Here is a 23,978-nt window from a genome sequence, read left to right on the forward strand (position 1 = left end):
AACTATTTTAAACAAGTAACTCTTTAAGAAAACAAAGCACAGTACTTTATATGAAATTAATCACTCTTACAACAGACTATGGCGAGAAAGATCCTTTTGCAGGAGCCGTAAAAGGAGCGATTTACTCAGAGCTAGAGGATGTGCGTATTGTAGACATATCGCACTCTGTATCGCCTTTTCATCTTATGGAGGCAGCTTATATTATTCAAAATGCGTATCAAAATTTCCCGAAAGGGTCCATACACGTTATAGGTGTAGACAGCGAGCTCACACCAGAAACAAACCACATAGCCGTAAAACTAGATGGTCATTATTTTATATGTGCAAATAATGGTATCATATCGCTACTCACAAAAGATATCGTACCAGAAGAAAAAGTAGAGATAAACATACACGACCGCACACTTACTAACTTTACTGTACTAGATGTGTTTGTAAAGACGGCCTGCCATATCGCACGCGGCGGCACCCTTGGTGTGATAGGTAAAAACATAGATAACATAAGACAACTTACAGGTATCGCACCTGTTATAAACACGGCTCGCAACCAGATATCTGGTAACGTCATTTATATAGATAACTATGGTAATGTGGTAAGTAACATCACAAAAAAACTATTTGACGAAGTGGGCAAAGGTCGCAGCTTTAAGCTTGAAGCACGTGGTGCAGACATCACAAAAATCTATAAGCAGTATAGCGATGCCATAAACTTTGACATAGAAAAGTCTAAGCGAGAAGAGGAAGGCAAGAAACTAGCCGTTTTTAACTCTGGTGGTTACATCGAGCTTGCTATTTATAAAAGTAATCCAAGCACTGTGGGAAGTGCTGCTAGCCTCTTTGGCCTCAACTATAGAGACACGGTAATGATAAATTTTACAGATAAATGATCGTAAGACTGGTGAAATTACGCTTTCGCGAAAGCGAGATACCCTCTTTTTTATCCAACTTTGAGAAGGTAAAAAATGATATACGTGCTTTTAAGGGTTGTCTCTACTTAGAGCTACTGCAAGATGCCGAAGATCCTTCTATATTCTTTACACACAGTCACTGGGAATCTAACGAGGCTCTGCAGGGTTACCGCAACTCAGATCTCTTTAAAGGCATATGGGCCAACACAAAACCAAAATTTTCTGGAAAACCAGAAGCCTGGAGTACAAATTCTCTTGATAAACAAGATTAGAGCTCTGGCACCTTGCGCAATGAAGAAGGAGGAATACCATACTTTTCTTTAAATATTTTTGAAAAGTAGCTCCTACTGGATAGTCCAAGTGCATAAACAACCTCAGAGACATTCTTATCTTCTGAGGTGAGCATTGTTAAGGCTCGTTTTAATCGATACTCTTTTATATAGTCATTTACGGTCATCCCGTAATTGCGCTTAAAGCCATCTTGTAACCTATGAGCTTCTATACCTACGGCTTCGGCAATTTCTGGTATGGTCTCAAGTTTTGAAATGTTATTTTCTATATAGTTTACTGCAGCTACCACAGTATCCATATCTGATAGTCTTAATGTGGTACGTTTATTACCTTCTAGCGAGTCCTCCCTATACAGTTTAAGCATAAGTGAGGTACACTCAAGTGCCTTTGCTCCTAGGTAATTAGTACGAACCAGACCTTGATCTTCGTTATTGAGAATACTATCTATGATATCAGAAATCTGTAGACTGTAGTAACCTTTATGGGTAATTTGGGTTAGCCCATTTACATCTGCAAAAAGCGAATAATAAGCTGCGTCTATCTTATTAAGATCATACGATAACTGCTCTTGAAACTTAACTTTATTTATCTCCAAATAACAAATAACGGCCGGACTATCTTTTTTTATAATATAAATCTGGTCTTCCTCATAGGTAGGTGCGGCAATAAGATGCTCTGCACGACGTATAGCAATCTCTTCTTCGCTAGATGAAAACTTATGAGCAATCTCCCCTTTCATACAGTATATGAACCTTAGAGAGTTTATACCATTATTTTCAAAATAGAACTCGGTATCATCGTGCATATCACAGTTTATGATATGTAAACCTATACCGTTAGGAAAATTAATACCCTTTATCTCTCCAGTACCTATGTGAGATGGCATTCTCACCGCAAACTCTCCAAAACTATTTGTAAAATTTACGCCAAAGGCATCTGCAATCTCAGGTACAAAGTCATCTACCTGTTCTATTTTAAGTTTGTAAGATTTCATAAGTCTCTAAAAAAAAGTAAATCGTAGTAATGATATGAGGTGATACTACATTGTGGGCTTTTTATAAGCTTTTTTAAAGTGCTCAAAAATATGAATGGCACTTACACCAGCCTTATCTATATCCTCACTTGTAAACTTGCAACTCAATACAGCTTCCTTAAATGATTTCCATCTAGTAGCAGCTACTTTTGTGTCTGTGTTATAAAAATTATGCGCTTCTATATGAGACAACTTCTCACAAGATTGTAGTTTTTTACTCATCATCATCCCTCCCATCATAGATCCCTCTATTACATATAAAGCTCCTACAAGCGTACCTAAGTCACGAGGGCCTGTAATGGCTGTAGGTTGTGGTAATGGGAAGTTAGAAAAACCAGCTATATCCTTTGCCAGTGCATTTGTTTTTTGATAACCAGCAAAGGGCTTAAGCTCGTCTGGCAAGTTATCATAACGTGCGTTTATAAAATCTTCAACCGCCTTGTAAACAGAAAAGTTTTGCCTCAAGAGCTCTTCGTATTGCGCTTGATTTATACTGCCATCCATAATAAAGCCCGTAAGGTTATCTTCTTCTACCTCATCGTGTATCGCTTTAGTCTTTTCTTTAAGATGTTCTAATATCATAGGGATTTTTTAATTTTTTCTAGATGTTCTCTTATTTTAGCAATGCGCTCTTGATGAGTAATGTTTTCTTTATTAATATCATCCATATAATCTTTAATGTCATTAACAAGATCTGTACTCTGTTTTATTCTGTTTCTTGTGTTTTGAACGATTATAGGTCTATTTTTTATTTTATCTATATAAGGTGACAACTTAGATGCTAGTACGTTTATATGCTTTTTAAGTATGAAACCATCTGCGCCATTTAATATAGTTTCTGCCGCTAGTTCTTCATCTTGTAATGTGCCTGTAACAAAAAGAAAAACAGCAGTAGGTGACTTATCTCTAGATAACTCTAACACCTCCATCCCAGTACAAGTAGGAAGGTTGTAATCAGAAATTATGAGTTGAGGATTAAAAGTTTTTATCGCAACCTCTAGATCAGACAGATTATCTACTACTTGAACTTTATAATTTTTATCTAATTTGTGTATTTGTCTAGTGATAAGAGCAGCATCAGAGTCTGTATCTTCTACTAGTAATATATGTACTTCTGTTGCCATAATTATTTATTTAGGGTTAACCAGTAGTTTGAAATTACAGGTAACATTTCTTTTAACTCTGTATAACTTTTAGGCTTTTCTAAATAGCTATTTGCACCGTATGCATAAGCCTTATCTCTATCACTTAGTTGGTCTGAAGAGCTCATTATAACAATAGGTGAATTTGTAAAAAGCTCTATTTTTCTAATTTCTTTTAGTAAGCTTAGCCCATCTAATTTAGGCATTTTTATATCTAACAGAATTAAATCTGGAGTATTTTTAACATCCTTAAAGCTCTGAAACCAGGCTAGCGCAGTAAGAGAGTCCTCTAAAATATGGATTTTTACTAAGGGCATCTCACGCTCAAAAATGCGCCTCATTAAGGCACAGTCATTTGCGTTATCTTCTACAGAAACTATAAATCCTTTCATTATCTAATAGGGAGTTGAAAATAAAAAGTGGCTCCTTGATCTACCTTTCCTTCTGCCCAGATAGTTCCCTTATGTTTATCTACAACACGCTGTGCTATGGCTAGGCCTATACCAGATCCCTCAAACTCATCTTTTACAAGTCTATTAAAAACGCCAAATATTTTTTCCTTATGAGCCTCATTAAAACCTATACCATTGTCTTTTATAAAAAAAACTGCTGGAGACTCATCTCTTCTTGCTCCTATATATATGGTAGGATTTTCCTCTGTATGACTATATTTTAAAGCATTACCTATGAGGTTACTTAATAACTGAAAAATCATCCCTCTATCTCCATATGCTTTGGGTAAATCTCCCTCTACCTCTATAGTGTTGTTATTATATTTTTTATCGAGCTGTAAAAATTGCAACACCTCACCTACTAGCTCTTGCATATCAAAAACTCCCATAGCAATTTGATCCTTCCCTATACCAGAAAATGCTAGTATATCATCTATAAGGGTGTTCATCTTACTTGTTGAGTCTATAATGGTCTGTATGGCATTCTTACCATAATCATCTAGGCTCTCAAAATAATCTTCCTTTATTATCTGAGCAAATCCATCTATACCTCTTAATGGTGACCTTAAATCGTGAGAAACACTGTAACTAAAGGACTCTAATTCCTTGTAAGCCTCTTTTAATTTATCATTAAGCTCTTTTACTTCTTGATATCTACTTATAATGATATTAGATATACTTGTTCTTAAAGCTTGTGCAGAAGCAATTTCATAATCTTTCCAAGGTAGTGACGTAAGTACTTGCTCTTGGTTCCATTTTGCAAAAGATTTACGAGGCGTCAAGCGCTTACCTTCTTCTACCACAGCTTTTTCTGGATTTCCACCCCAAGATATTACTTGTTTCAACTCTGGCTTAAACCAGAGAATACAGTCTTTTTCACCCTTTGCAATAAAAACACAAAGTACTCCGGAAGCCATTTTGGCGAAAGCCTTACCCTTATCATACTCTTTTGTGAGATTATGAGAGGTGTATGTATCACCCATTTGCGAGTTATAAATCCAGTCTACAAGGTCTAATATATCTTCACTTGCAGGTGTCTCCCCTACTGTAGAAATCTTATTTTCTAAAAATATAGCGCCACCAGTTGCCTCTGTGATGCTCAACATAGATGTGGTTTTTTCTGTAAGACCACTATGTACATCCCACCCATCACTCATTTGCTCCACGAGTTTTGTTCGGGTGGCTACAGTTGCATTAATACGAGTGAGTACCTCATTTGAAGATCGCAATGTAAGCTGCGTAGAGAAAACCTGTGTCAAAAATTTTATAGTCTGTCTCTGGTAGTAATTTATAAACTTAGGACTGTAATGGTGGCAAGCAATAAGCCCCCACAAGTTACCATTGCTTATTATTGCTGCCGTGAGTGTTGCTCCCACTTTCATATTCTCTAGATACTCTATATGTATAGGAGAAGATGCTCTGGACTCGCAATTTGTGAGGTCTAAAGGAAAACCCTGTTCATTAAGTTCTGGATAAACAGCAGCTGTCTTAGATTTTACATCTGCTATAATACGCACGCCTTGCGTTAAAAATGCCTTACGTGCTTGCTGTGGTATATCTGTGGCAGGATAATGCATCCCTAGCCAGCTTTCTAGGGCTACATCACGAGACTCAGAGATAATGGTCCCGTTCCAGTTTTGGTCAAATTTATAAACCATTACTCGGTCGTATCCAGTAAGCTCTTTTATAAGGTTTGCCGTTTTATCACACATCCCGCTCACCGTAATAGCCTGACTGAGATCTGTAATAATATCAGAAAGCTGTCGCTGCACTATGTGAGCTTCTGCTTGTGCCACTATAGGCTCTAGCTCTATATAAATAAGGTCTTCTTTGTAATGAGTAATTACTACATATCTCTTCTCTTTAACTTCGACTTCAATAGCCTGGGTATTTTTACCTTCAATATGAGTATTGATAGTGCCAGCAGTTGATCCAAATATATCTTCAAGAGAGATTGTATGAATGTCTTCACGCTTTCGCGAAAGCAAATTAAATACATTCTCAGAAACACGTACGAGTTGTTTTTTAAGTGCATCTATCACAAAAAGATAGGCGTGCGACTGTACTTGTCCTAATAAATGTATAGGCTCCTTATCACAATTAGTAAGGTCTATCTTTTTTGGATATAATTTCGAAGGGGTTGACATATGCTTACTTTTTAATTTTAAAGTAAAATGTACTACCCACATTTACTTGAGAGTCTACCCAGATACTACCATCGTGCAGTTTTACAATTTTCTCACAATGTGCAAGACCTACTCCAGTACCTTCATATTTATGCTGTGTAGATGCTCTACCAAAAATTTTAAATACATTATCCAGGTCTTCTTGAGCAATGCCTATACCGTTATCATTTATAACAAATGTCCAGAAAACATCATCTTCAAAAGAAGATATTCTTACCATCGGGCTTACATCTGGCTTACAATACTTAAGAGAGTTACCTATTAGATTTTGAAACAATAATCTAAGCTCTGTCTTATATGCCCAGATAGATGGCATCCTGCTTAGGTGTATTTCACCTTTGCATTCTCTTAATCGTTTACCTAGGTCATATTTTACAATCTCAAGTAATTCTTGCACATCTACCTCTGTACGCTCTAACTCTTGACCTATACGACTATGCTCTAACAATCCTTTTATTTGGTCTGCCATTCTACCCGCTGCACCATAGATATAACCTAGATACTCTGTAGCTTTTGGATCAAGATTTTCACCAAATTTCTTTAAGATTACATCACTACTAAAGCGTATTGTACCTAGAGGTTCTTGTAAATCGTGCGAGCAAATAGAGACAAACTGCTCTAGGTCTGTATTAATGCGTTGCAGCTCCTCGTTCTTATCATACATAAGTTGCTGCGCCTCTTGTAGGTCAGATATATTTACTAATGTAGATCTTGAGTACGAGGGTCCTTCATCTGGTATAACAAGTTCTGAATTGAGAATAATAGGTATTTCTACTCCATCTATATCTACCAGAGTCATTTGTTCCCCCTCTATAACACCTGTTTTTTGAATTTGATCTAGAAGTCCCAGGCCTTTTGCCTTAGACTTATCTGTATAAAAATCAAAGATGCGTCTGCCTATAGCTTCCTCCCTTGACTCGAGCTTAAGGGTGTCTATAAATATTTTATTACACTCTACAATACGTCCTGTAGAAGGATCTACACTAGCGTGCATCACTGGGTCATTTTCATAAAAGTCCTTAAACTTCTGCTGGCTTTCTTTCAGTTTCTTTTGAGATTCTACTGTTTTTGTAATGTCTACAAAGGTAATTACAGAGCCCTCTATTTTATTAGTTCCTGTATAAAATGGTGATATACGTCTTATATATGAGCGACCATCTCTTTTATTAATTTGAGTCTCATTTACATTACCTGTCTTCATCACTTTTTCAATCTTTTCTTTAAGTGATGATTTTTTTCCAGTTCCTAGTTGCGTTAAGAAATGCTCAATGGGTCTCCCCAGGTCTTGTTTCATTAACTTAAAGTGCTCTTGTATAGATGGCGTAAATTTTCTTATAGTAAGCTGCCTATCTAAAAATATGGTAGCAATTTGCGTACTATTAAGAATGTTGTCCATATCTGCATTAAGTAATGCTAGATCATCCATTTTTTCGATATGCTCAACATTTACTGTATGTAGCTCCTCGTTTACACTTTGTAATTCTTCATTTGTGCTTTGTAGTTCCTCATTTGAGGCTAGTAGCTCTTCATTAAGTGTTTGTAATTCTTCATTACTAGTCTCTGCGTCCTCTAAAGCTTTTTTGAGCTCACCACGAGTTTCTTCTATCTCATCTATGAGGTCTTTAATACGCTCGTCTGGTTGTGCAGCAAGATTCATAGTGCCTCGTTCAATCGCAGCATCAGGATTTAAGGCTTGTTCTATAAAGGTGATGACATAGCTACAGTCATCTGTGTTATTATTAAAAACTGGCTTTACTAGTACGTTAATTGTGGTCTCAACACCTGCTTTTATAGCCACTACATTATTATAAATAAAATCTTTTTTAGAACGTTTTGCCTTCCTAGCTGCAGAGTTTACCGCAGTTTTGAGATTATCGGGAAGCATCTTAAGTAGATCTAAAGAAAAACCACTGTCTGGTAGTTGTGCATATTTAGAAAAAGATCCCATTGCATCCACCACCTTAAAGTCTTGATCTACAAAAACGCTGGCTGTATCAAATTGAGAAATAAGCGCATTGCTTATTTTCATTTTAATATCACTAGTAAATGTCTCCTTTGGTTGTACCTGGGTCTTTTTTTGCTTTCGCGAAAGCATAAAGCTACTCTTATCTGCATTTGAAGTAAGTAACTCACTATGTAATCGCTCTGAGGGGTGTATGTTCTTAAATATTTTAAGCTTTGCATTAATGGTCTCAAAATAGTTACGCAAAGCCGTATTAGACTCGCTAGAGCCTAAAAATAAGTAACCATTAAGCTTTAACGCATAATGTAATGTATGTAAAACGGCAGTTTGCACTTCTGGCTTTAAGTAGATAAGTAAATTTCTACACACGACCATATCCATATTTTTAAAAGGAGGATCCTTTAAAATATCGTGATTAGAAAAAATTATTTTCTTTCTTAAATCTGGATGAATTCTATACTCATCATCATCTTTTATAAAGTATGTGTGTAATTTACTAGGAGGTACACTCTGTGTCACTGTGCTAGGAAAAACTCCTTGAGATGCTTGCTGTATATGCTCTTCAGAAATATCTGTAGCAAATATTTTGAGCTTTATATCCTTATCCTGTCTTTTTATCTCCTCTTGAAAAAGTATCGCCAGTGAGTAAGCCTCTTCTCCAGTAGAGCAAGCAACGTCCCACACTTTTACAGTATCACCATCACGCTTGTTTGTAACGATATTAGGTATTGTCTCAGCTTCTAGTAAATTCCAAGCTTTTGTATCCCTAAAGAACTTTGTCACACCTATTAAAAACTCTTTATATAGAATTGAGACTTCTTCTGGATGAATTTTGAGATATGCTATATAAGCATCAAAACTTCCCATCTTGAGGTTAGTCATACGCCTTTCTGTACGGCGTAAGATGGTAGGTCTTTTGTAATAATTAAAATTAATATTTGTGTTAGTGTGTAAGATATTTAAAATTACACGTAGACGCTCGTTGTCTTCTATCGTAATTTCATCTCCAAAGTTAAGTGCGTCTCCACTATTGTAATAACGATGTATCTCGTCTATCATTTCTCCGGCAGGCACGATATAATCTACATCACCCGTATTTATAGCACTAGATGGCATTCCGTCAAAACTTGCATCTTCCGGTTGTTGCACAAGTACTAGGCCTCCTGCTTTTTTTATAGCCTGCACACCCTTTGTACCATCACTACCCGTACCACTTAAAATAACACCTACAGCTTCTTTACCATAAGCATTACCTAATGACTCCATAAATAAGTCTATAGGTAAATTAAGTGTTTTGGCTTCTGGCTTGTCTAATAATCTTAAATGGTTTTCATCTATGATTAAATTCATAGATGGAGGTATTACATAAATGTGATTCCTCTCAATTATAGAATCGTCTGTAACTGCCACGATAGGCACCTCTGTCTTTTTAGAAAGCAGCTCTGCCATAAGACTTTTATGGTCTGGAGATAGATGTTGTATGATAACGTAACTGTAGTCATAATTTTCTACTACATTATCAAAAAAAGCGTTTAGAGCTTCTAGACCTCCAGCACTTGCTCCTACAGCAACAATGATGTGTTTTTTATTTTCTGACACTTTAAAAAGTAGGGATTTAGTGCGATATATTTTACATATTTAAGACACTTACTACTACAGCAAAGACTTAAAAATATTTCGCATTAGAAATTTACGACTTATTTTAACATTTTCATAATGTGTTAAATTAAATCGGCATTGTGTGGTTTGCAATATTGTAATAGCGTTTACAATTGTATCAATAGCGACCTATTTAACAAATAATTAAGAAATCAAAATTAGGCAAAATTATCAACTCTGCTATTGTCTATGCCTACTATAAAAATTTATTAAGCTTGACCTGTAGGTCCAAAATTAAGCGGCACTGGCTGCTTCTCGTAATCTTTAATAACGCCGTGCGCATTTTCAAAACGTTTTACATTATCTGCTAGTGCCTTTGCAAGACGCTTTGCGTGTTGAGGTGTAAGGATAATGCGACTCTTCACTTTACTTTTAGGAGTACCAGGCATAATGTTTACAAAATCAACCACAAACTCAGATACTGAATGATTTATTATTGCAAGGTTAGAATAAGTTCCTTGAGCCATATCTTCAGTAAGTTCTATGTTTATTTTCTTCTGGTTTGCATTTTGTTTTTTATCGTCTGCCATTAGGGTGTCTTTATAGATTTGTAAATAATTAAAGGGGGTAAATGATATCTATACCTCACTTTGTATATGGTGAAGGTAAGGATTGGTGCGCTTTCGCGAAAGCGTAATAAACAACTTCATCCTCTCACACAAAATCATAACTACCGTGTATGTAAAAAATGTAGTGCATTTCTGAAATAAAAAAAATCCCGTTTGGCTCTAGCCAAACGGGATTATATATCTAACTGTTACGTTAGTACAATAAGTACTAGTTATAGTTTACTTCTTGCTTTTCTTGCATCATATTTGCTAGATCTTCCTTGCTACCTACAAGAATGTCATCATAACGACGCATACCTGTTCCAGCTGGAATCTTATGACCTACAATTACATTTTCTTTAAGACCTTCTAAGTAATCTATCTTACCGCTTACAGCAGCTTCGTTAAGTACTTTTGTTGTCTCTTGGAAAGATGCTGCAGAGATAAATGACTTAGTCTGTAGCGATGCTCTTGTAATACCTTGAAGGATAGGAGAAGCAGTAGCTGGTTGTACATCACGTGCAGTTACTTGATTCTTATCTTCTCTTCTTAGTAAAGAATTTTCATCACGAAGTTCACGTGGAGTTACTAGCTGTCCTGGTTTCAGGTTTTCAGATTCTCCTGCATCTTCTACGACTTTCATTCCGTACATAGCATCATTCTCTTCGATAAAGTCTGCTTTGTGAATAAGCTGGTTCTCTAAGAAAATAGTATCACCCGGATCTTGTATACGTACTTTACGCATCATCTGGCGTACTACAACCTCAAAGTGCTTATCGTTAATCTTCACCCCTTGTAGACGATATACTTCTTGTACTTCGTTAACAAGGTACTGCTGTACTGCAGATGGGCCTTTGATATTTAATATATCGTTAGGCGTTACAGAACCATCAGAAAGTGGCATACCTGCTCTTACATAATCATTTTCTTGTACAAGAATCTGGTTAGATAATTTTACTAGGTACTTCTTAACTTCACCAAGTTTTGACTCTACGATAATCTCACGATTACCACGCTTTATTTTTCCGAAAGATACTACACCGTCTATCTCAGACACTACTGCTGGGTTAGATGGGTTACGCGCTTCAAATAATTCTGTTACACGTGGTAGACCTCCTGTAATATCTCCAGCCTTTGCAGACCTACGAGGTATTTTTACAAGAATTTTTCCTTCTTTAATCTTATCTCCATCATCTATCATAAGGTGAGCTCCTACTGGTAAGTTGTAAGAACGTAGCGCGTTTCCTTTGCTATCCTCAATGATTAATGTTGGTATTTTCTTCTTATCTCTAGATTCAGAAATTACTTTTTCTTGGAAACCTGTTTGCTCATCTGTCTCTACACGGTACGTTATACCTTGCTCAATAGACTCAAACTTAATTTTTCCAGCAAATTCTGAAATCACAACTCCGTTAAATGGATCCCACTTACAGATTACCTCTCCAGCTTTCACCTTATCACCAGACTTGGCAAATATTTGTGAACCGTAAGGAATTGTATTTGTACTAAGTGTGATACCCGTCTTAGGATCTGAAACTTTTGCTTCAGAAGTACGAGAGATTACGATTTCTGCAGGGTTACCTTCATTATCTTCTCCCATTACTGTCTTAAGATCTTCTATCTCCAGTTTACCATCAAACTTAGCTGTTACGCTAGAGTCTTCAGATACACCTCCTGCAACCCCTCCTACGTGGAAGGTACGAAGTGTAAGCTGTGTTCCTGGTTCTCCAATAGACTGTGCTGCAACTACTCCTACTGCCTCACCCATTTGTACCGTTTTATTAGTAGCTAGGTTACGACCGTAACATTTTACACAAATACCTTTCTTAGCCTCACAAGTAAGCGCAGAACGTACTTCTACAGTTTCTATTGGTGCAGCGCCTATAAGCTCTGCGATATCTTCATCTATCTCAACACCAGCCTCAACGATTACCTCGTTAGTAAGCGGGTTTATAACATCATTAAGAGATGTACGACCTACTATACGAGCACTTAGAGATTCTATCACCTCTTCGTTTTTCTTTAACGCAGCTACTTCTACTCCTCTTAACGTACCACAATCTGTACTGTTTATGATTACATCTTGAGATACATCTACTAGACGACGTGTTAAGTAACCTGCATCTGCCGTTTTAAGAGCGGTATCTGCAAGACCTTTACGTGCACCGTGCGTAGAGATAAAGTACTCAAGAATTGAAAGACCTTCCTTAAAGTTAGAAAGAATCGGGTTTTCAATAATAGCCCCACCTCCATCGTTAGATTTCTTAGGTTTTGCCATAAGACCACGCATACCTGTAAGCTGACGTATCTGCTCTTTAGATCCACGTGCTCCTGAGTCAAGCATCATATACACCGAGTTAAACCCTTGTTGATCCTCACGGATACGCTTCATAGAAAGCTCAGTAAGAGTAGCGTTTGTAGATGTCCACACATCAATAACTTGGTTATAACGCTCTGTATTAGTAATAAGACCCATATTATAAGATCCTGTAATACCTTCTACCTGCTCGTTTGCTTCGTCTATCATACCGTGCTTTTCTGCTGGTATAATGATATCTCCTAGTGAGAATGATAATCCTCCACGGAATGCAAATCCATATCCCATAGTCTTAATACGGTCAAGGAAAGCTGCAGTAACTGGTACACTTGTAACCTTAAGAATACCACCTATAATATCACGAAGTGACTTTTTAGTCAATACTTCGTTAATATATCCAGCTTCTTCTGGTACAGCCTCATTAAATAGCACACGACCTACAGTCGTCTCCATTACTTTGTATACAAGCTCTTTGTTTTCATTAAAATCCTTAGCACGTATTTTAATGATAGCATTAATGTCTACACGTTTCTCATTGTAGGCAATGTTTACCTCTTCTGCAGAGTAGAAAGTAATTCCTTCTCCTTTTACGTGAAACTCTGGAGTCGATTTTCTGGCCTTTGTCATATAGTAAAGACCTAATACCATATCCTGAGAAGGTACTGCTACTGGAGCACCATTTGCAGGGTTTAAGATATTGTGAGACGCTAGCATTAATAACTGTGCTTCAAGTATCGCCTCTGGCCCAAGTGGTAAGTGCACTGCCATCTGGTCACCGTCAAAATCGGCGTTAAATGCTGTACACACAAGTGGGTGTAATTGTATCGCTTTACCTTCAATAAGCTTAGGCTGGAATGCCTGTATACCTAGACGGTGAAGCGTAGGAGCACGGTTAAGGAGGATAGGGTGTCCTTTAAGAACGTTCTCTAATATATCCCAAACTACTGGCTCTTTTTTGTCTATTATTTTCTTTGCAGATTTTACAGTCTTTACAATACCACGCTCTATAAGCTTACGTATTACAAAAGGCTTGTAAAGCTCTGCTGCCATTCCCTTAGGAATACCACATTCAAATAACTTTAATTCTGGTCCTACAACAATTACAGAACGTGCTGAGTAATCTACACGCTTACCAAGTAAGTTCTGACGGAAACGTCCTTGCTTACCTTTTAAAGAATCAGAAAGAGACTTTAATGGTCTGTTAGAATCTGTTTTTACTGCAGAAGATTTACGTGTGTTATCAAAAAGTGAATCTACAGATTCCTGTAGCATACGCTTCTCATTACGTAAGATTACCTCTGGCGCTTTGATTTCCATCAATCGCTTAAGACGGTTGTTACGTATAATTACACGACGGTAAAGATCATTAAGGTCTGATGTTGCAAAACGACCCCCATCTAGTGGTACTAGTGGGCGTAATTCTGGTGGAATTACTGGTACAACCTTCATAATCATCCATTCTGGAAGATTCTCACGGTTTTTATTTGCATCACGTAGTGCCTCTACAACTTGAAGACGTTTAAGTGCCTCCGTTTTACGCTGCTTAGACGTCTCGTTATTTGCTTTGTGACGTAACTCATAAGAAAGCTCGTTAAGGTCTATTCTTCTTAAAAGTTCGATCAAACATTCAGCACCCATTTTGGCGATAAATTTGTTTGGATCTTCATCATCAAGGTATAGGTTTTCTTGCGGTAAACTATCAAGTATGTTTAAGTACTCTTCTTCCGTAAGGAAATCCATTTTATTAAGGTCTTCACCCTCTTCATTCTTTGCAATACCTGGTTGTATAACCACGTAGCGCTCGTAATAAATGATCATATCTAATTTCTTAGATGGTAGACCAAGTAAGTACCCTATTTTATTAGGTAAAGATCTAAAGTACCAGATGTGAGCCACAGGAACCACAAGGTTAATGTGTCCTACACGATCACGACGTACTTTCTTCTCTGTCACCTCTACACCACAACGGTCACAAACGATCCCTTTGTAGCGTATTCTTTTATATTTACCACAAGCACACTCATAATCCTTTACGGGACCAAAAATACGCTCACAGAACAACCCATCACGCTCTGGCTTGTGCGTTCTGTAGTTGATTGTTTCCGGCTTTAAAACTTCTCCTCTTGATGCCCCTAGAATAGATTCTGGAGACGCAAGACCAATAGAGATAGCGTTAAACTTCGGCTGTTGTACATTGTCATTATTTCTTGCCATAATTCTGTGTATGTCGAATTAATTATTGTTGTGAATGGTTGTTGTTACGCTTTCGCGAAAGCGGAATCCCGAGAGACTCCACTTTCCAAAAACCATTTACTTTTCTTCTAGACGAATGTCTAGTCCCAGTCCTTTAAGCTCGTGCATTAATACGTTGAAAGATTCAGGAAGACCTGGCTCTGGCATAGGCTCTCCTTTTACAATACTTTCATACGTCTTAGCACGACCAATCACGTCATCAGACTTTACAGTAAGGATCTCACGCAATGTTGCCGAAGCTCCATATGCCTCAAGAGCCCATACCTCCATCTCACCAAAACGTTGCCCTCCAAACTGCGCCTTACCTCCAAGAGGTTGTTGCGTAATAAGAGAGTACGGCCCGATAGAACGCGCGTGCATCTTATCATCTACCATATGCCCTAGTTTAAGCATATAGATAACTCCTACCGTTGCTGGTTGATCAAAACGATCTCCAGTACCTCCGTCATATAAATATGTATGACCAAAGCGTGGTATACCTGCCTCGTCTGTAAGTGCGTTAATCTGATCTAGTGTTGCTCCATCAAAAATAGGCGTCGCATAAGTTCTTCCTAATTTTTGACCTGCCCATCCTAACACGGTCTCATAAATCTGACCAATGTTCATACGTGATGGTACACCTAGTGGGTTAAGAACGATGTCTACAGGAGTTCCATCCTCAAGGAATGGCATATCCTCTTGACGTACGATACGTGCAACGATACCTTTGTTACCGTGACGTCCCGCCATCTTATCTCCTACTTTAAGCTTACGTTTTTTAGCAATATAAACCTTAGCAAGTTTGATGATACCAGCTGGTAGCTCATCTCCTACTGAGATTGTAAATTTCTCACGACGTAAGTTACCTTGTAGATCGTTTTCTTTAATCTTATAGTTGTGTAATAAGTCTGCAATAAGTGTATTAGTCTTATCATCTGTAGTCCAAGTACCTTGTGTAAGGTGCGTGTAATCTTCTACAGAGTTAAGCATCTTGAGTGTAAATTTCTTTCCTTTAGGAAGTACTTCTTCACCTAGATCATTCATTACACCTTGAGCAGTCTTACCATTTACAAGTTTGAATAATTTTTCAATTAATACAGCCTGTAAATCGTCAAACTTCACATCATACTTATCTTCGAGTACTGCGATGTCTTCTTTATCTTTTGCACGTTTACGCTTATCTTTTATCGCTCTAGCAAACAATTTCTTGTTTATAACTACACCGTGTAAAGATGGTGATGCTTTAAGGGAAGCATCTTTTACGTCTCCTGCTTTATCTCCAAATATTGCGCGAAGTAATTTTTCTTCTGGAGTAGGATCAGACTCTCCTTTTGGAGTAATCTTACCTATTAATATATCTCCAGGTTTTACTTCTGCACCTATACGAATCATTCCGTTCTCATCAAGGTCTTTTGTAGCCTCTTCAGAAACGTTAGGAATATCATTAGTAAGCTCTTCGTTACCTAACTTCGTATCTCTTACATCAAGAGAGTACTCATCAATGTGTATAGAAGTAAAGATATCGTCACGCACTACCTTTTCTGATATTACAATCGCATCCTCAAAGTTATATCCCTTCCAAGGCATAAAGGCCACCTTCATATTACGTCCTAGTGCAAGCTCACCTTTCTCGGTAGCATACCCTTGACATAATACTTGACCACGCTCAACTCTATCTCCTACTTTTACAATAGGTTTAAGGTTGATATTTGTACCCTGGTTAGTCTTACGGAATTTAATAAGATTGTAAGATTTAGAATCCTCGTCAAAACTTACGAGACGCTCATCATCTGTACGATCATATTTTATAGTAATCATATTTGCGTCTACATACTCTACTGTACCTGCACCTTCTGCATTAATTAGTACTCTAGAATCTGTAGCTACTTGACGTTCCAGACCTGTTCCCACGATAGGCGCATCTGCCATAATAAGTGGTACTGCCTGGCGCATCATATTCGACCCCATCAGTGCACGGTTTGCATCATCGTGTTCCAAGAATGGAATAAGTGATGCAGAGATAGATGCAATCTGGTTAGGACTAACATCTGCATAATGTACTGTATCTGGATCTACTACTGGGAAATCACCTTCCATACGTGCAATTACTTTTTCTTCAGTAATTGTACCTTCATCATTCATAGGGTTGTTTGCTTGCGCTATTAACATCCCTTCTTCTTCCTCAGCACTTAAGTATTGTGGTTCTGATTTTAAATCTATCTTACCACCTTCAACCTTACGATATGGAGTCTCAATGAATCCCATATTATTCACCTTAGCATAAACAGCTAGTGAAGATATAAGACCAATGTTTGGTCCCTCTGGTGTTTCAATAGGACATAATCTACCGTAGTGTGTGTAGTGCACATCACGCACCTCAAATCCTGCACGCTCACGTGATAAACCTCCAGGCCCAAGTGCAGATAGACGACGCTTGTGCGTAATCTCAGCAAGTGGATTAGTTTGGTCCATAAACTGTGACAACTGGTTTGTACCAAAGAATGAATTAATTACAGAAGACAATGTCTTTGCATTAATCAAATCTATAGGAGTAAACACTTCATTATCACGTACGTTCATACGCTCACGTATTGTACGAGCCATACGAGCAAGACCTACACCAAACTGGGCAGAAAGTTGCTCACCTACAGTACGTACACGACGGTTTGATAAGTGATCAATATCATCAATCTCTGCTTTTGCATTGATTAACTCAATTAGGTATTTTATAATGGTAATAATATCTAGCTTAGTAAGCACCTGCTTATCCATCTCGATATCAAGACCTAATTTCTTATTCATTCTATAACGACCTACTTCACCTAAGTTGTAACGTTGGTCTGAGAAGAATAACTTATCTATAATACCACGTGCAGTTTCCTCATCTGGCGGTTCTGCATTACGTAATTGTCTATAGATATGCTCAACAGCTTCTTTTTCAGAATTTGTTGGATCCTTCTGTAATGTATTATGGATAATCGCATAATCTGCCTGCTGATTATCTTCTTTGTGAAGTAATACAGTTTTTGCTCCAGCCTCAAGAATTTCTTCTACGTGCTCTTTTTCTAGAACTGTATCACGATCAAGTACTATCTCATTACGCTCGATAGATACTACTTCACCTGTATCTTCATCAACAAAATCTTCGTGCCAAGTGTTAAGAACACGTGCAGCAAGCTTGCGACCAAGATATTTTTTAAGCCCTGTTTTAGAAACTTTAACCTCCTCTGCAAGATCAAATATCTCAAGGATATCTTTATCTCTTTCAAAACCGATAGCACGGAAAAGTGTAGTAACAGGTAATTTCTTTTTACGATCAATATAAGCGTACATAACGCTATTAATATCTGTCGCAAATTCTATCCACGAACCTTTAAAAGGAATTACACGTGCAGAATATAATTTTGTTCCATTTGCGTGGAACGACTGTCCAAAGAATACCCCTGGAGAACGGTGTAATTGAGAAACAACAACACGCTCTGCGCCGTTGATCACAAATGTTCCGCTAGGAGTCATATATGGGATTGTACCAAGATATACATCTTGTACGATTGTTTCAAAATCTTCGTGTTCCTCGTCTGTACAGTATAATTTTAGACGCGCTTTTAACGGCACACTATAAGTAAGTCCACGCTCTATACACTCTTGTATAGAATATCTAGGTGGATCAACAAAATAATCTAAAAACTCGAGTACAAAGTTGTTACGAGTATCTGTAATTGGGAAGTTCTCGAGAAAAGTATTGTAAAGACCCTCATCACCTCTCTCATCAGACTTTGTTTCCAGCTGGAAGAAATCTTGGAAAGACTTTACTTGAATATCCAAAAAGTCTGGATAATCAGGTCTATTCTTTACCGATGAGAAACTGATTCTTTCTCCTTGTTTTGCATCTTGCATCATCAACGAACGGAATTTGATTAGAACTAAACTTGCCCCTTAGCAAGTCTAAAAAGATTTTATATTAACGACCAAAATCGAGAAAAAGTCGAGTTACATAAAAAAGGTAACTACTTTATACGACAAATGGTTTAGACCAAATTGCGCCTTTGACAGACACAACTAGTCTAAACCTTTATCTATTTATTATGGTAAGCTTACTTAAGCTCAACTTCTGCACCAGCTTCTTCTAACTGAGCTTTAAGTGCTTCTGCCTCATCTTTAGCAACACCTTCTTTAACTGGAGATGGAGCACCATCTACTAATCCTTTAGCGTCTTTAAGACCTAATCCAGTTAATTCTTTTACAAGCTTAACTACAGCAAGCTTAGAAGCTCCAGCAGCCTTAAGGATTACGTCAAATTCTGACTTCTCCTCAGCAGCGTCTCCACCACCAGCTCCACCAGCAGCAACAGCTACAGCTGCAGCAGCAGGCTCGATACCATACTCATCTTTTAAAATAGTAGCTAACTCATTTACTTCTTTTACTGTAAGGTTAACTAATTGTTCTGCGAATTCTTTTAAATCTGCCATTTTCTATCGTTTTTGAAAATTGTAATTGTTATATAATAAATAATAGTGCGTACTGCTTAACCTTCCTTCTCAGAAAGGGTTTTGATAATACCAGCAAGGGTTCCTCCACTTGACTTAAGAGCGCTAACAACGTTCTTAGCAGGCGATTGAAGTAATCCAATGATGTCTCCAATAAGTTCCTCTCTTGATTTGATATTTACCAGGTTATCTAGTTGATCATCTCCAACGTAGATAGCTTCTTCTATAAATGCTCCTTTTAATAAAGGCTTCTCAGATTTCTTACGAAACTCCTTAATTACCTTTGCTGGTGCATTTCCAGTCTCAGAAAACATAATTGCAGTGTTTCCTTTTAAAACTTCAGGAAGTTCTGCAAAATCTTTGTCTGATGCTTCCATTGCTTTTGCAAGCAATGTGTTCTTAACTACAGATAAACTTACTCCTGCCTTGAAACAAGCACGACGTAAATTTGAAGTCGTCCCAGCATCTAGTCCAGAAATATCAGTAAGGTATATGTGAGCGTTCTCTCCTAACTGCGTAGTTAAATCTTGAATTACTATTGATTTTTCTTCTCTTGTCATAATCTAAAATTTAAACTAGTCAGTAGCAAAACGCTTAGTATCAACCTCTACAGAAGGGCTCATTGTACTTGACATAAAAATACTTTTTATGTAAACACCCTTTGCAGTTGTAGGCTTAAGCTTTACTAATGTTGTTATTAATTCTCTTGCGTTACCAGCAATTTTTTCTGCATCAAAAGATGCCTTACCTACAGAGGCGTGGATGATACCAGTCTTATCAACTTTAAAGTCAATTTTACCAGCTTTCACATCAGAAACTGCTTTTGCAATATCCATAGTTACTGTACCTGTCTTTGGGTTAGGCATTAAACCACGTGGTCCTAAGACACGTCCTAAAGGTCCTAATTTACCCATTACACTAGGCATTGTGATTATAACGTCTACATCTGTCCAACCACCTTTGATTTTCTCAAGGTACTCATCAAGACCTACGTAGTCTGCTCCTGCTGCCTCAGCTTCTCCCGCTTTATCCGGAGTAACAAGAGCTAGCACTTTTACGTCTTTACCTGTTCCGTGAGGAAGAGTTACCACGCCACGCACCATCTGGTTTGCTTTACGAGGATCTACATTAAGACGTACAGCAATATCTACAGAAGGGTCAAAGTTTACGTTACTTACTTCTTTGATTAAAGCAGAAGCGTCAGCTAGATTGTAGGTTTGACCCGCTTCAATCTTAGACTGATTTTCTTTTTGCTTTTTTGTTAATTTTGCCATTATTGTTTTCTTTTTAAGCTGTTAAGCTGGTGCATCTCCACCTTTAACCGTTATACCCATTGAACGAGCTGTACCTGCTACCATTTTCATTGCACTTTCTACAGTGAATGCATTAAGGTCAGGCATTTTGTCCTCTGCAATTGCACGTACTTGATCCCAAGTAACTTTTGCAACCTTCTTACGGTTTGGTTCACCAGATCCACTCTTTACTTTAGCTGCTTCCAATAGTTGAACTGCTGCAGGAGGAGTCTTGATTACAAAATCAAAAGACTTATCCTTATATACAGTTATCGCAACAGGAAGTACTTTACCAGCTTTATCTTGAGTTCTAGCATTAAACTGCTTACAGAACTCCATAATATTTACGCCGGCAGCACCTAAAGCAGGTCCTACTGGTGGAGAAGGGTTTGCGGCACCTCCTCGTACTTGTAACTTTACAACCTTACTTACTTCTTTTGCCATTTCTAAAAATTTAAACTGATCTGTTCATAAAGTGGAAGCAATAGAACAAAATCCAAAATATATTAATGTAACAATTAATTTCTTATACCTTTTCAACCTGCATATAGCTAAGCTCTAATGGTGTTTTTCTTCCAAAAATTTTAACCATCACCTCAAGCTTACGCTTCTCTTCATTTACTTTTTCAACAGTTCCATTAAAACCATTAAAAGGACCATCTATTACCTTGATAGTCTCTCCTATAGTAAATGGTATTGCAACGCTGTCTTGTTTTACAGCAAGCTCATCTACCTTACCTAGCATACGGTTTACCTCTGCCTTTCTTAACGGCACAGGATCACCACCTTTTACTTCTCCTAAAAATCCTATAACACCATTAATAGACTTAATGATGTGAGGTATTTCTCCAGCTAGATTTGCTTTAACCATTATGTAACCTGGAAAATAAACACGTTCTTTGTTTACTTTCTTACCGTTACGTATTTGAATAACCTTTTCTGTAGGCACTAAAACCTCCTCAATGTTATCTTCTAGACTTAATCGTGAAATTTCTTGCTCGATATATGCCTTAACTTTATTCTCTTGACCACTAACGGCCCTTACCACATACCACTGTTTGGTGCTGTTTGCTTTAGCCATATCGTCTTAATTAATTTATTCCTACTATTTTATCAAAGTATAACTTAATTACATTGCTAAAAACAGTATCAACACCCCATATAGCTAAAGAAAATAATATCGAAAACACAGCTACTACAACCATAAGACGCTGAGCCTCTGGAAGTGGTGTCCACGTTACGTGATTTTTCAATTCGTTATATGATTCTTGAACGTAATTAATTAATCCAGCCATAATAGTTATATCGTTTTAGAAGTAGATAAGATATCTAATAATCTTCTAGTAAATTCCAAAATTCTAATGAGCAAGACACATTGTGTAAATACTCATAAATTGCACGGGTTGAGAGACTCGAACTCACGACACCTGGTTTTGGAGACCAGTGCTCTACCAACTGAGCTAAACCCGTATCCGTAGGACTAACCTACTTGAGATAAATTTTTACGCTTTCGCGAAAGCGCAATAACCTTCTCTTTAACAAAAGTCAAGGCGTTCTGAAAAAACAGAACACCTTTACTTTTATTTATTATCTAGATAAAATTAATCTAAAATCTCAGTAACCTGACCAGCTCCTACAGTCCTACCACCTTCACGTACTGCAAAACGAAGTCCGATGTTAAGTGCAATAGGCTGGATAAGCTCAACAGTAATAGTTAAGTTATCACCAGGCATTACCATCTCGATTCCATCAGGAAGACCGATGTTACCAGTTACGTCAGTTGTACGTACGTAAAACTGTGGACGGTAGTTATTGTGGAATGGAGTGTGACGTCCACCTTCTTCTTTCTTAAGGATATAAACCTCAGCTTTAAACTTAGCGTGTGGTGTTACAGATCCTGGCTTAACGATTACCATACCTCTAGAGATTTGAGACTTCTCAATACCTCTTAATAAGATACCAGCGTTATCTCCAGCCTCACCTCTATCAAGGATCTGACGGAACATCTCAATACCTGTAATAGTAGAAGTAAGTTTCTCAGCACCCATACCGATGATCTCAACAGGATCTCCAGTGTTTGCGATACCAGTTTCGATACGACCTGTAGCAACAGTTCCACGACCAGTAATAGAGAATACATCCTCGATAGGCATTAGGAAATCTTTTTCAGTCTCACGTAATGGCTCTTCGATCCAAGAATCAACAGCAGCCATAAGCTCTAATACTGTATCAACCCATTTTTGCTCACCGTTTAACGCTCCAAGTGCAGAACCAGCTACAACAGGACCATTATCTCCATCATACTCGTAGAAAGAAAGAAGATCTCTGATCTCCATCTCTACAAGCTCAAGAAGCTCCTCATCATCAACCATATCTACTTTATTCATAAATACAACGATACGTGGAATACCTACCTGACGACCAAGAAGGATGTGCTCACGAGTTTGTGGCATAGGACCATCTGTAGCAGCAACCACAAGAATAGCACCATCCATTTGAGCAGCACCAGTTACCATATTCTTTACGTAATCGGCGTGACCTGGACAGTCAACGTGTGCGTAGTGACGGTTTTCAGTCGCATACTCAACGTGTGAAGAGTTAATTGTTATACCTCTTTCTTTTTCCTCAGGAGCATTATCAATTTGATCAAAAGCAGAAGCTTCTGAAAAACCAGCATCTGCCAATACTTTCGTAATCGCAGCAGTTAAAGTTGTTTTACCGTGATCTACGTGCCCGATAGTTCCAACATTTAAATGGGGTTTCGAACGATCATATGTTTCCTTTGCCATAATGTAATTATTTAATCTTAGTTATTATTAGTGTACTATTTACTAGTGATCGAGTCCCTTCTCATTTAAACACGAAAAGTGAGTGCGACCAGCACTCATTATTAATATTTTTTTTGAGCCAACGACGGGAATTGAACCCGTGGCCTCTTCCTTACCAAGGAAACGCTCTACCCCTGAGCTACGTCGGCTGGTAAATTTTACGCTTTCGCGAAAGCTCAACACCTCAAAGGTATTTAGAGCGGGAGACCAGGTTCGAACTGGCGACATTCAGCTTGGAAGGCTGACGCTCTACCAACTGAGCTACTCCCGCATTTATAAACTCACTCTATATTACATATATAAAGTGAGATTAAAGGTGTGGGGAGAGCAGGATTCGAACCTGCGAAGTTAAAAACAACTGAGTTACAGTCAGTCCTCGTTGGCCGCTTGAGTATCTCCCCTATTTGTTATCAAATTTCAGTGCGCAAAACTAAGCAAATCTTTTTGATAATAAAACAATATTTTAAAGAACTTTTTAACTTTATTTTTAAGTTAAAAAAAGAGCCGATGGAGGGACTCGAACCCACGACCTGCTGATTACAAATCAGCTGCTCTAGCCAGCTGAGCTACATCGGCTTTTTACTCACTCATACTTCCCAAAAGAAGCATAAAAAAGTCCGCTATTTCTAACGGACTGCAA

Annotated in this window: 18 protein-coding genes and 5 tRNA genes; 2 read left to right on the forward strand and 21 right to left on the reverse strand. The window is 37.8% G+C overall.

Annotation, left to right across the window (positions count from 1 at the left end):
• Nucleotides 1-50 precede the first annotated feature (50 nt).
• Together Q0948_RS02455 and Q0948_RS02460 are read left to right on the forward strand one after the other, a co-directional pair.
• Entirely contained in the window at nt 51-887 is an 837-nt protein-coding gene (locus tag Q0948_RS02455) for an SAM-dependent chlorinase/fluorinase (protein ID WP_035325187.1), read from the forward strand.
• Nucleotides 884-1,180 carry an antibiotic biosynthesis monooxygenase family protein gene (locus Q0948_RS02460; RefSeq protein WP_298347909.1) on the forward strand — a complete coding sequence of 99 codons (297 nt, stop codon included), beginning with the start codon at nt 884-886 and terminating at the stop codon, nt 1,178-1,180. Before Q0948_RS02455 ends, Q0948_RS02460 begins: the two co-directional genes overlap by 4 nt.
• Here the strand turns inward: Q0948_RS02460 and Q0948_RS02465 are convergent.
• The 21 genes from Q0948_RS02465 to Q0948_RS02565 form a co-directional block, all read right to left on the reverse strand.
• Nucleotides 1,177-2,193, reverse strand: a complete 1,017-nt coding sequence (locus Q0948_RS02465; RefSeq protein WP_298347908.1) for an AraC family transcriptional regulator — start codon at nt 2,191-2,193, stop codon at nt 1,177-1,179. The two genes, Q0948_RS02460 and Q0948_RS02465, sit on opposite strands and share 4 nt — an antisense overlap.
• Before the next feature lie 45 nt (nt 2,194-2,238).
• On the reverse strand, nt 2,239-2,814 hold the full coding sequence (locus Q0948_RS02470) for a biliverdin-producing heme oxygenase (RefSeq protein ID WP_298347907.1): 576 nt from the start codon (nt 2,812-2,814) through the stop codon (nt 2,239-2,241).
• A complete protein-coding gene (locus Q0948_RS02475; RefSeq protein ID WP_298347906.1) occupies nt 2,811-3,356 on the reverse strand; it encodes a response regulator in 546 nt (181 codons plus the stop codon). The genes Q0948_RS02470 and Q0948_RS02475 overlap by 4 nt, the downstream gene beginning before the upstream one ends.
• Before the next feature lie 2 nt (nt 3,357-3,358).
• A complete protein-coding gene (locus Q0948_RS02480; RefSeq protein WP_298347905.1) occupies nt 3,359-3,766 on the reverse strand; it encodes a response regulator in 408 nt (135 codons plus the stop codon).
• Entirely contained in the window at nt 3,766-5,973 is a 2,208-nt protein-coding gene (locus Q0948_RS02485; RefSeq protein ID WP_298347904.1) for an ATP-binding protein, read from the reverse strand. Before Q0948_RS02485 ends, Q0948_RS02480 begins: the two co-directional genes overlap by 1 nt.
• A 4-nt stretch (nt 5,974-5,977) precedes the next feature.
• Nucleotides 5,978-9,574 (reverse strand): CheR family methyltransferase, encoded by a 3,597-nt coding sequence (locus tag Q0948_RS02490; RefSeq protein ID WP_298347903.1) that lies wholly within the window; start codon nt 9,572-9,574, stop codon nt 5,978-5,980.
• 269 nt (nt 9,575-9,843) lie between these two features.
• Nucleotides 9,844-10,164 (reverse strand): DUF3467 domain-containing protein, encoded by a 321-nt coding sequence (locus tag Q0948_RS02495; RefSeq protein WP_298347902.1) that lies wholly within the window; start codon nt 10,162-10,164, stop codon nt 9,844-9,846.
• A 247-nt stretch (nt 10,165-10,411) separates the two neighbouring features.
• On the reverse strand, nt 10,412-14,713 hold the full coding sequence (rpoC, locus tag Q0948_RS02500; protein WP_298347901.1) for a DNA-directed RNA polymerase subunit beta': 4,302 nt from the start codon (nt 14,711-14,713) through the stop codon (nt 10,412-10,414).
• A gap of 96 nt (nt 14,714-14,809) precedes the next feature.
• On the reverse strand, nt 14,810-18,631 hold the full coding sequence (gene rpoB, locus Q0948_RS02505) for a DNA-directed RNA polymerase subunit beta (RefSeq protein ID WP_021778474.1): 3,822 nt from the start codon (nt 18,629-18,631) through the stop codon (nt 14,810-14,812).
• 194 nt (nt 18,632-18,825) lie between these two features.
• The gene (gene rplL, locus Q0948_RS02510; RefSeq protein WP_021778473.1) at nt 18,826-19,200 is read right to left on the reverse strand and encodes a 50S ribosomal protein L7/L12; all 375 of its coding nucleotides are present in this window, start codon (nt 19,198-19,200) and stop codon (nt 18,826-18,828) included.
• Nucleotides 19,201-19,256: 56 nt separating this feature from the next.
• Entirely contained in the window at nt 19,257-19,778 is a 522-nt protein-coding gene (gene rplJ, locus Q0948_RS02515; RefSeq protein WP_021778472.1) for a 50S ribosomal protein L10, read from the reverse strand.
• Between the two features lie 15 nt (nt 19,779-19,793).
• The gene (gene rplA, locus Q0948_RS02520) at nt 19,794-20,492 is read right to left on the reverse strand and encodes a 50S ribosomal protein L1 (protein WP_298347900.1); all 699 of its coding nucleotides are present in this window, start codon (nt 20,490-20,492) and stop codon (nt 19,794-19,796) included.
• Between the two features lie 21 nt (nt 20,493-20,513).
• On the reverse strand, nt 20,514-20,954 hold the full coding sequence (gene rplK, locus Q0948_RS02525; protein ID WP_021778470.1) for a 50S ribosomal protein L11: 441 nt from the start codon (nt 20,952-20,954) through the stop codon (nt 20,514-20,516).
• An 82-nt stretch (nt 20,955-21,036) separates the two neighbouring features.
• Nucleotides 21,037-21,591, reverse strand: coding sequence for a transcription termination/antitermination protein NusG (gene nusG, locus Q0948_RS02530; RefSeq protein ID WP_021778469.1), 555 nt, complete (start codon nt 21,589-21,591; stop codon nt 21,037-21,039).
• A 10-nt stretch (nt 21,592-21,601) separates the two neighbouring features.
• Nucleotides 21,602-21,805 (reverse strand): preprotein translocase subunit SecE, encoded by a 204-nt coding sequence (secE, locus tag Q0948_RS02535; RefSeq protein WP_298347899.1) that lies wholly within the window; start codon nt 21,803-21,805, stop codon nt 21,602-21,604.
• A 102-nt stretch (nt 21,806-21,907) separates the two neighbouring features.
• Nucleotides 21,908-21,980: transfer RNA gene (locus Q0948_RS02540), tRNA-Trp, on the reverse strand.
• A gap of 131 nt (nt 21,981-22,111) precedes the next feature.
• On the reverse strand, nt 22,112-23,299 hold the full coding sequence (gene tuf / locus Q0948_RS02545) for an elongation factor Tu (protein ID WP_021778467.1): 1,188 nt from the start codon (nt 23,297-23,299) through the stop codon (nt 22,112-22,114).
• 116 nt (nt 23,300-23,415) lie between these two features.
• Nucleotides 23,416-23,487, reverse strand: a tRNA-Thr gene (locus Q0948_RS02550).
• A gap of 49 nt (nt 23,488-23,536) precedes the next feature.
• Nucleotides 23,537-23,609: transfer RNA gene (locus tag Q0948_RS02555), tRNA-Gly, on the reverse strand.
• A 48-nt stretch (nt 23,610-23,657) separates the two neighbouring features.
• A tRNA-Tyr gene (locus Q0948_RS02560) sits at nt 23,658-23,739 on the reverse strand.
• A gap of 101 nt (nt 23,740-23,840) precedes the next feature.
• Nucleotides 23,841-23,914: transfer RNA gene (locus Q0948_RS02565), tRNA-Thr, on the reverse strand.
• Between the last annotated feature and the right edge of the window lie 64 nt (nt 23,915-23,978).

The sequence above is a fragment of the uncultured Dokdonia sp. genome, from assembly GCF_947496725.1.
GTDB lineage: Bacteria > Bacteroidota > Bacteroidia > Flavobacteriales > Flavobacteriaceae > Dokdonia.

Excerpts from the sequence above, each read along its gene's own strand:
- Q0948_RS02495 (WP_298347902.1), bottom strand. The coding sequence starts at position 10,164 with ATGGCAGACGATAAAAAACAAAATGCAAACCAGAAGAAAATAAACATA.
- rplK (WP_021778470.1), bottom strand. The coding sequence starts at position 20,954 with ATGGCAAAAGAAGTAAGTAAGGTTGTAAAGTTACAAGTACGAGGAGGT.
- Q0948_RS02475 (WP_298347906.1), bottom strand. The coding sequence starts at position 3,356 with ATGGCAACAGAAGTACATATATTACTAGTAGAAGATACAGACTCTGAT.
- Q0948_RS02480 (WP_298347905.1), bottom strand. The coding sequence starts at position 3,766 with ATGAAAGGATTTATAGTTTCTGTAGAAGATAACGCAAATGACTGTGCC.
- rplL (WP_021778473.1), bottom strand. The coding sequence starts at position 19,200 with ATGGCAGATTTAAAAGAATTCGCAGAACAATTAGTTAACCTTACAGTA.
- Q0948_RS02465 (WP_298347908.1), bottom strand. The coding sequence starts at position 2,193 with ATGAAATCTTACAAACTTAAAATAGAACAGGTAGATGACTTTGTACCT.
- rpoB (WP_021778474.1), bottom strand. The coding sequence starts at position 18,631 with ATGATGCAAGATGCAAAACAAGGAGAAAGAATCAGTTTCTCATCGGTA.
- Q0948_RS02455 (WP_035325187.1), top strand. The coding sequence starts at position 51 with ATGAAATTAATCACTCTTACAACAGACTATGGCGAGAAAGATCCTTTT.
- Q0948_RS02470 (WP_298347907.1), bottom strand. The coding sequence starts at position 2,814 with ATGATATTAGAACATCTTAAAGAAAAGACTAAAGCGATACACGATGAG.
- Q0948_RS02460 (WP_298347909.1), top strand. The coding sequence starts at position 884 with ATGATCGTAAGACTGGTGAAATTACGCTTTCGCGAAAGCGAGATACCC.
- rplA (WP_298347900.1), bottom strand. The coding sequence starts at position 20,492 with ATGGCAAAATTAACAAAAAAGCAAAAAGAAAATCAGTCTAAGATTGAA.
- tuf (WP_021778467.1), bottom strand. The coding sequence starts at position 23,299 with ATGGCAAAGGAAACATATGATCGTTCGAAACCCCATTTAAATGTTGGA.
- nusG (WP_021778469.1), bottom strand. The coding sequence starts at position 21,591 with ATGGCTAAAGCAAACAGCACCAAACAGTGGTATGTGGTAAGGGCCGTT.
- rpoC (WP_298347901.1), bottom strand. The coding sequence starts at position 14,713 with ATGGCAAGAAATAATGACAATGTACAACAGCCGAAGTTTAACGCTATC.
- Q0948_RS02485 (WP_298347904.1), bottom strand. The coding sequence starts at position 5,973 with ATGTCAACCCCTTCGAAATTATATCCAAAAAAGATAGACCTTACTAAT.
- rplJ (WP_021778472.1), bottom strand. The coding sequence starts at position 19,778 with ATGACAAGAGAAGAAAAATCAATAGTAATTCAAGATTTAACTACGCAG.
- secE (WP_298347899.1), bottom strand. The coding sequence starts at position 21,805 with ATGGCTGGATTAATTAATTACGTTCAAGAATCATATAACGAATTGAAA.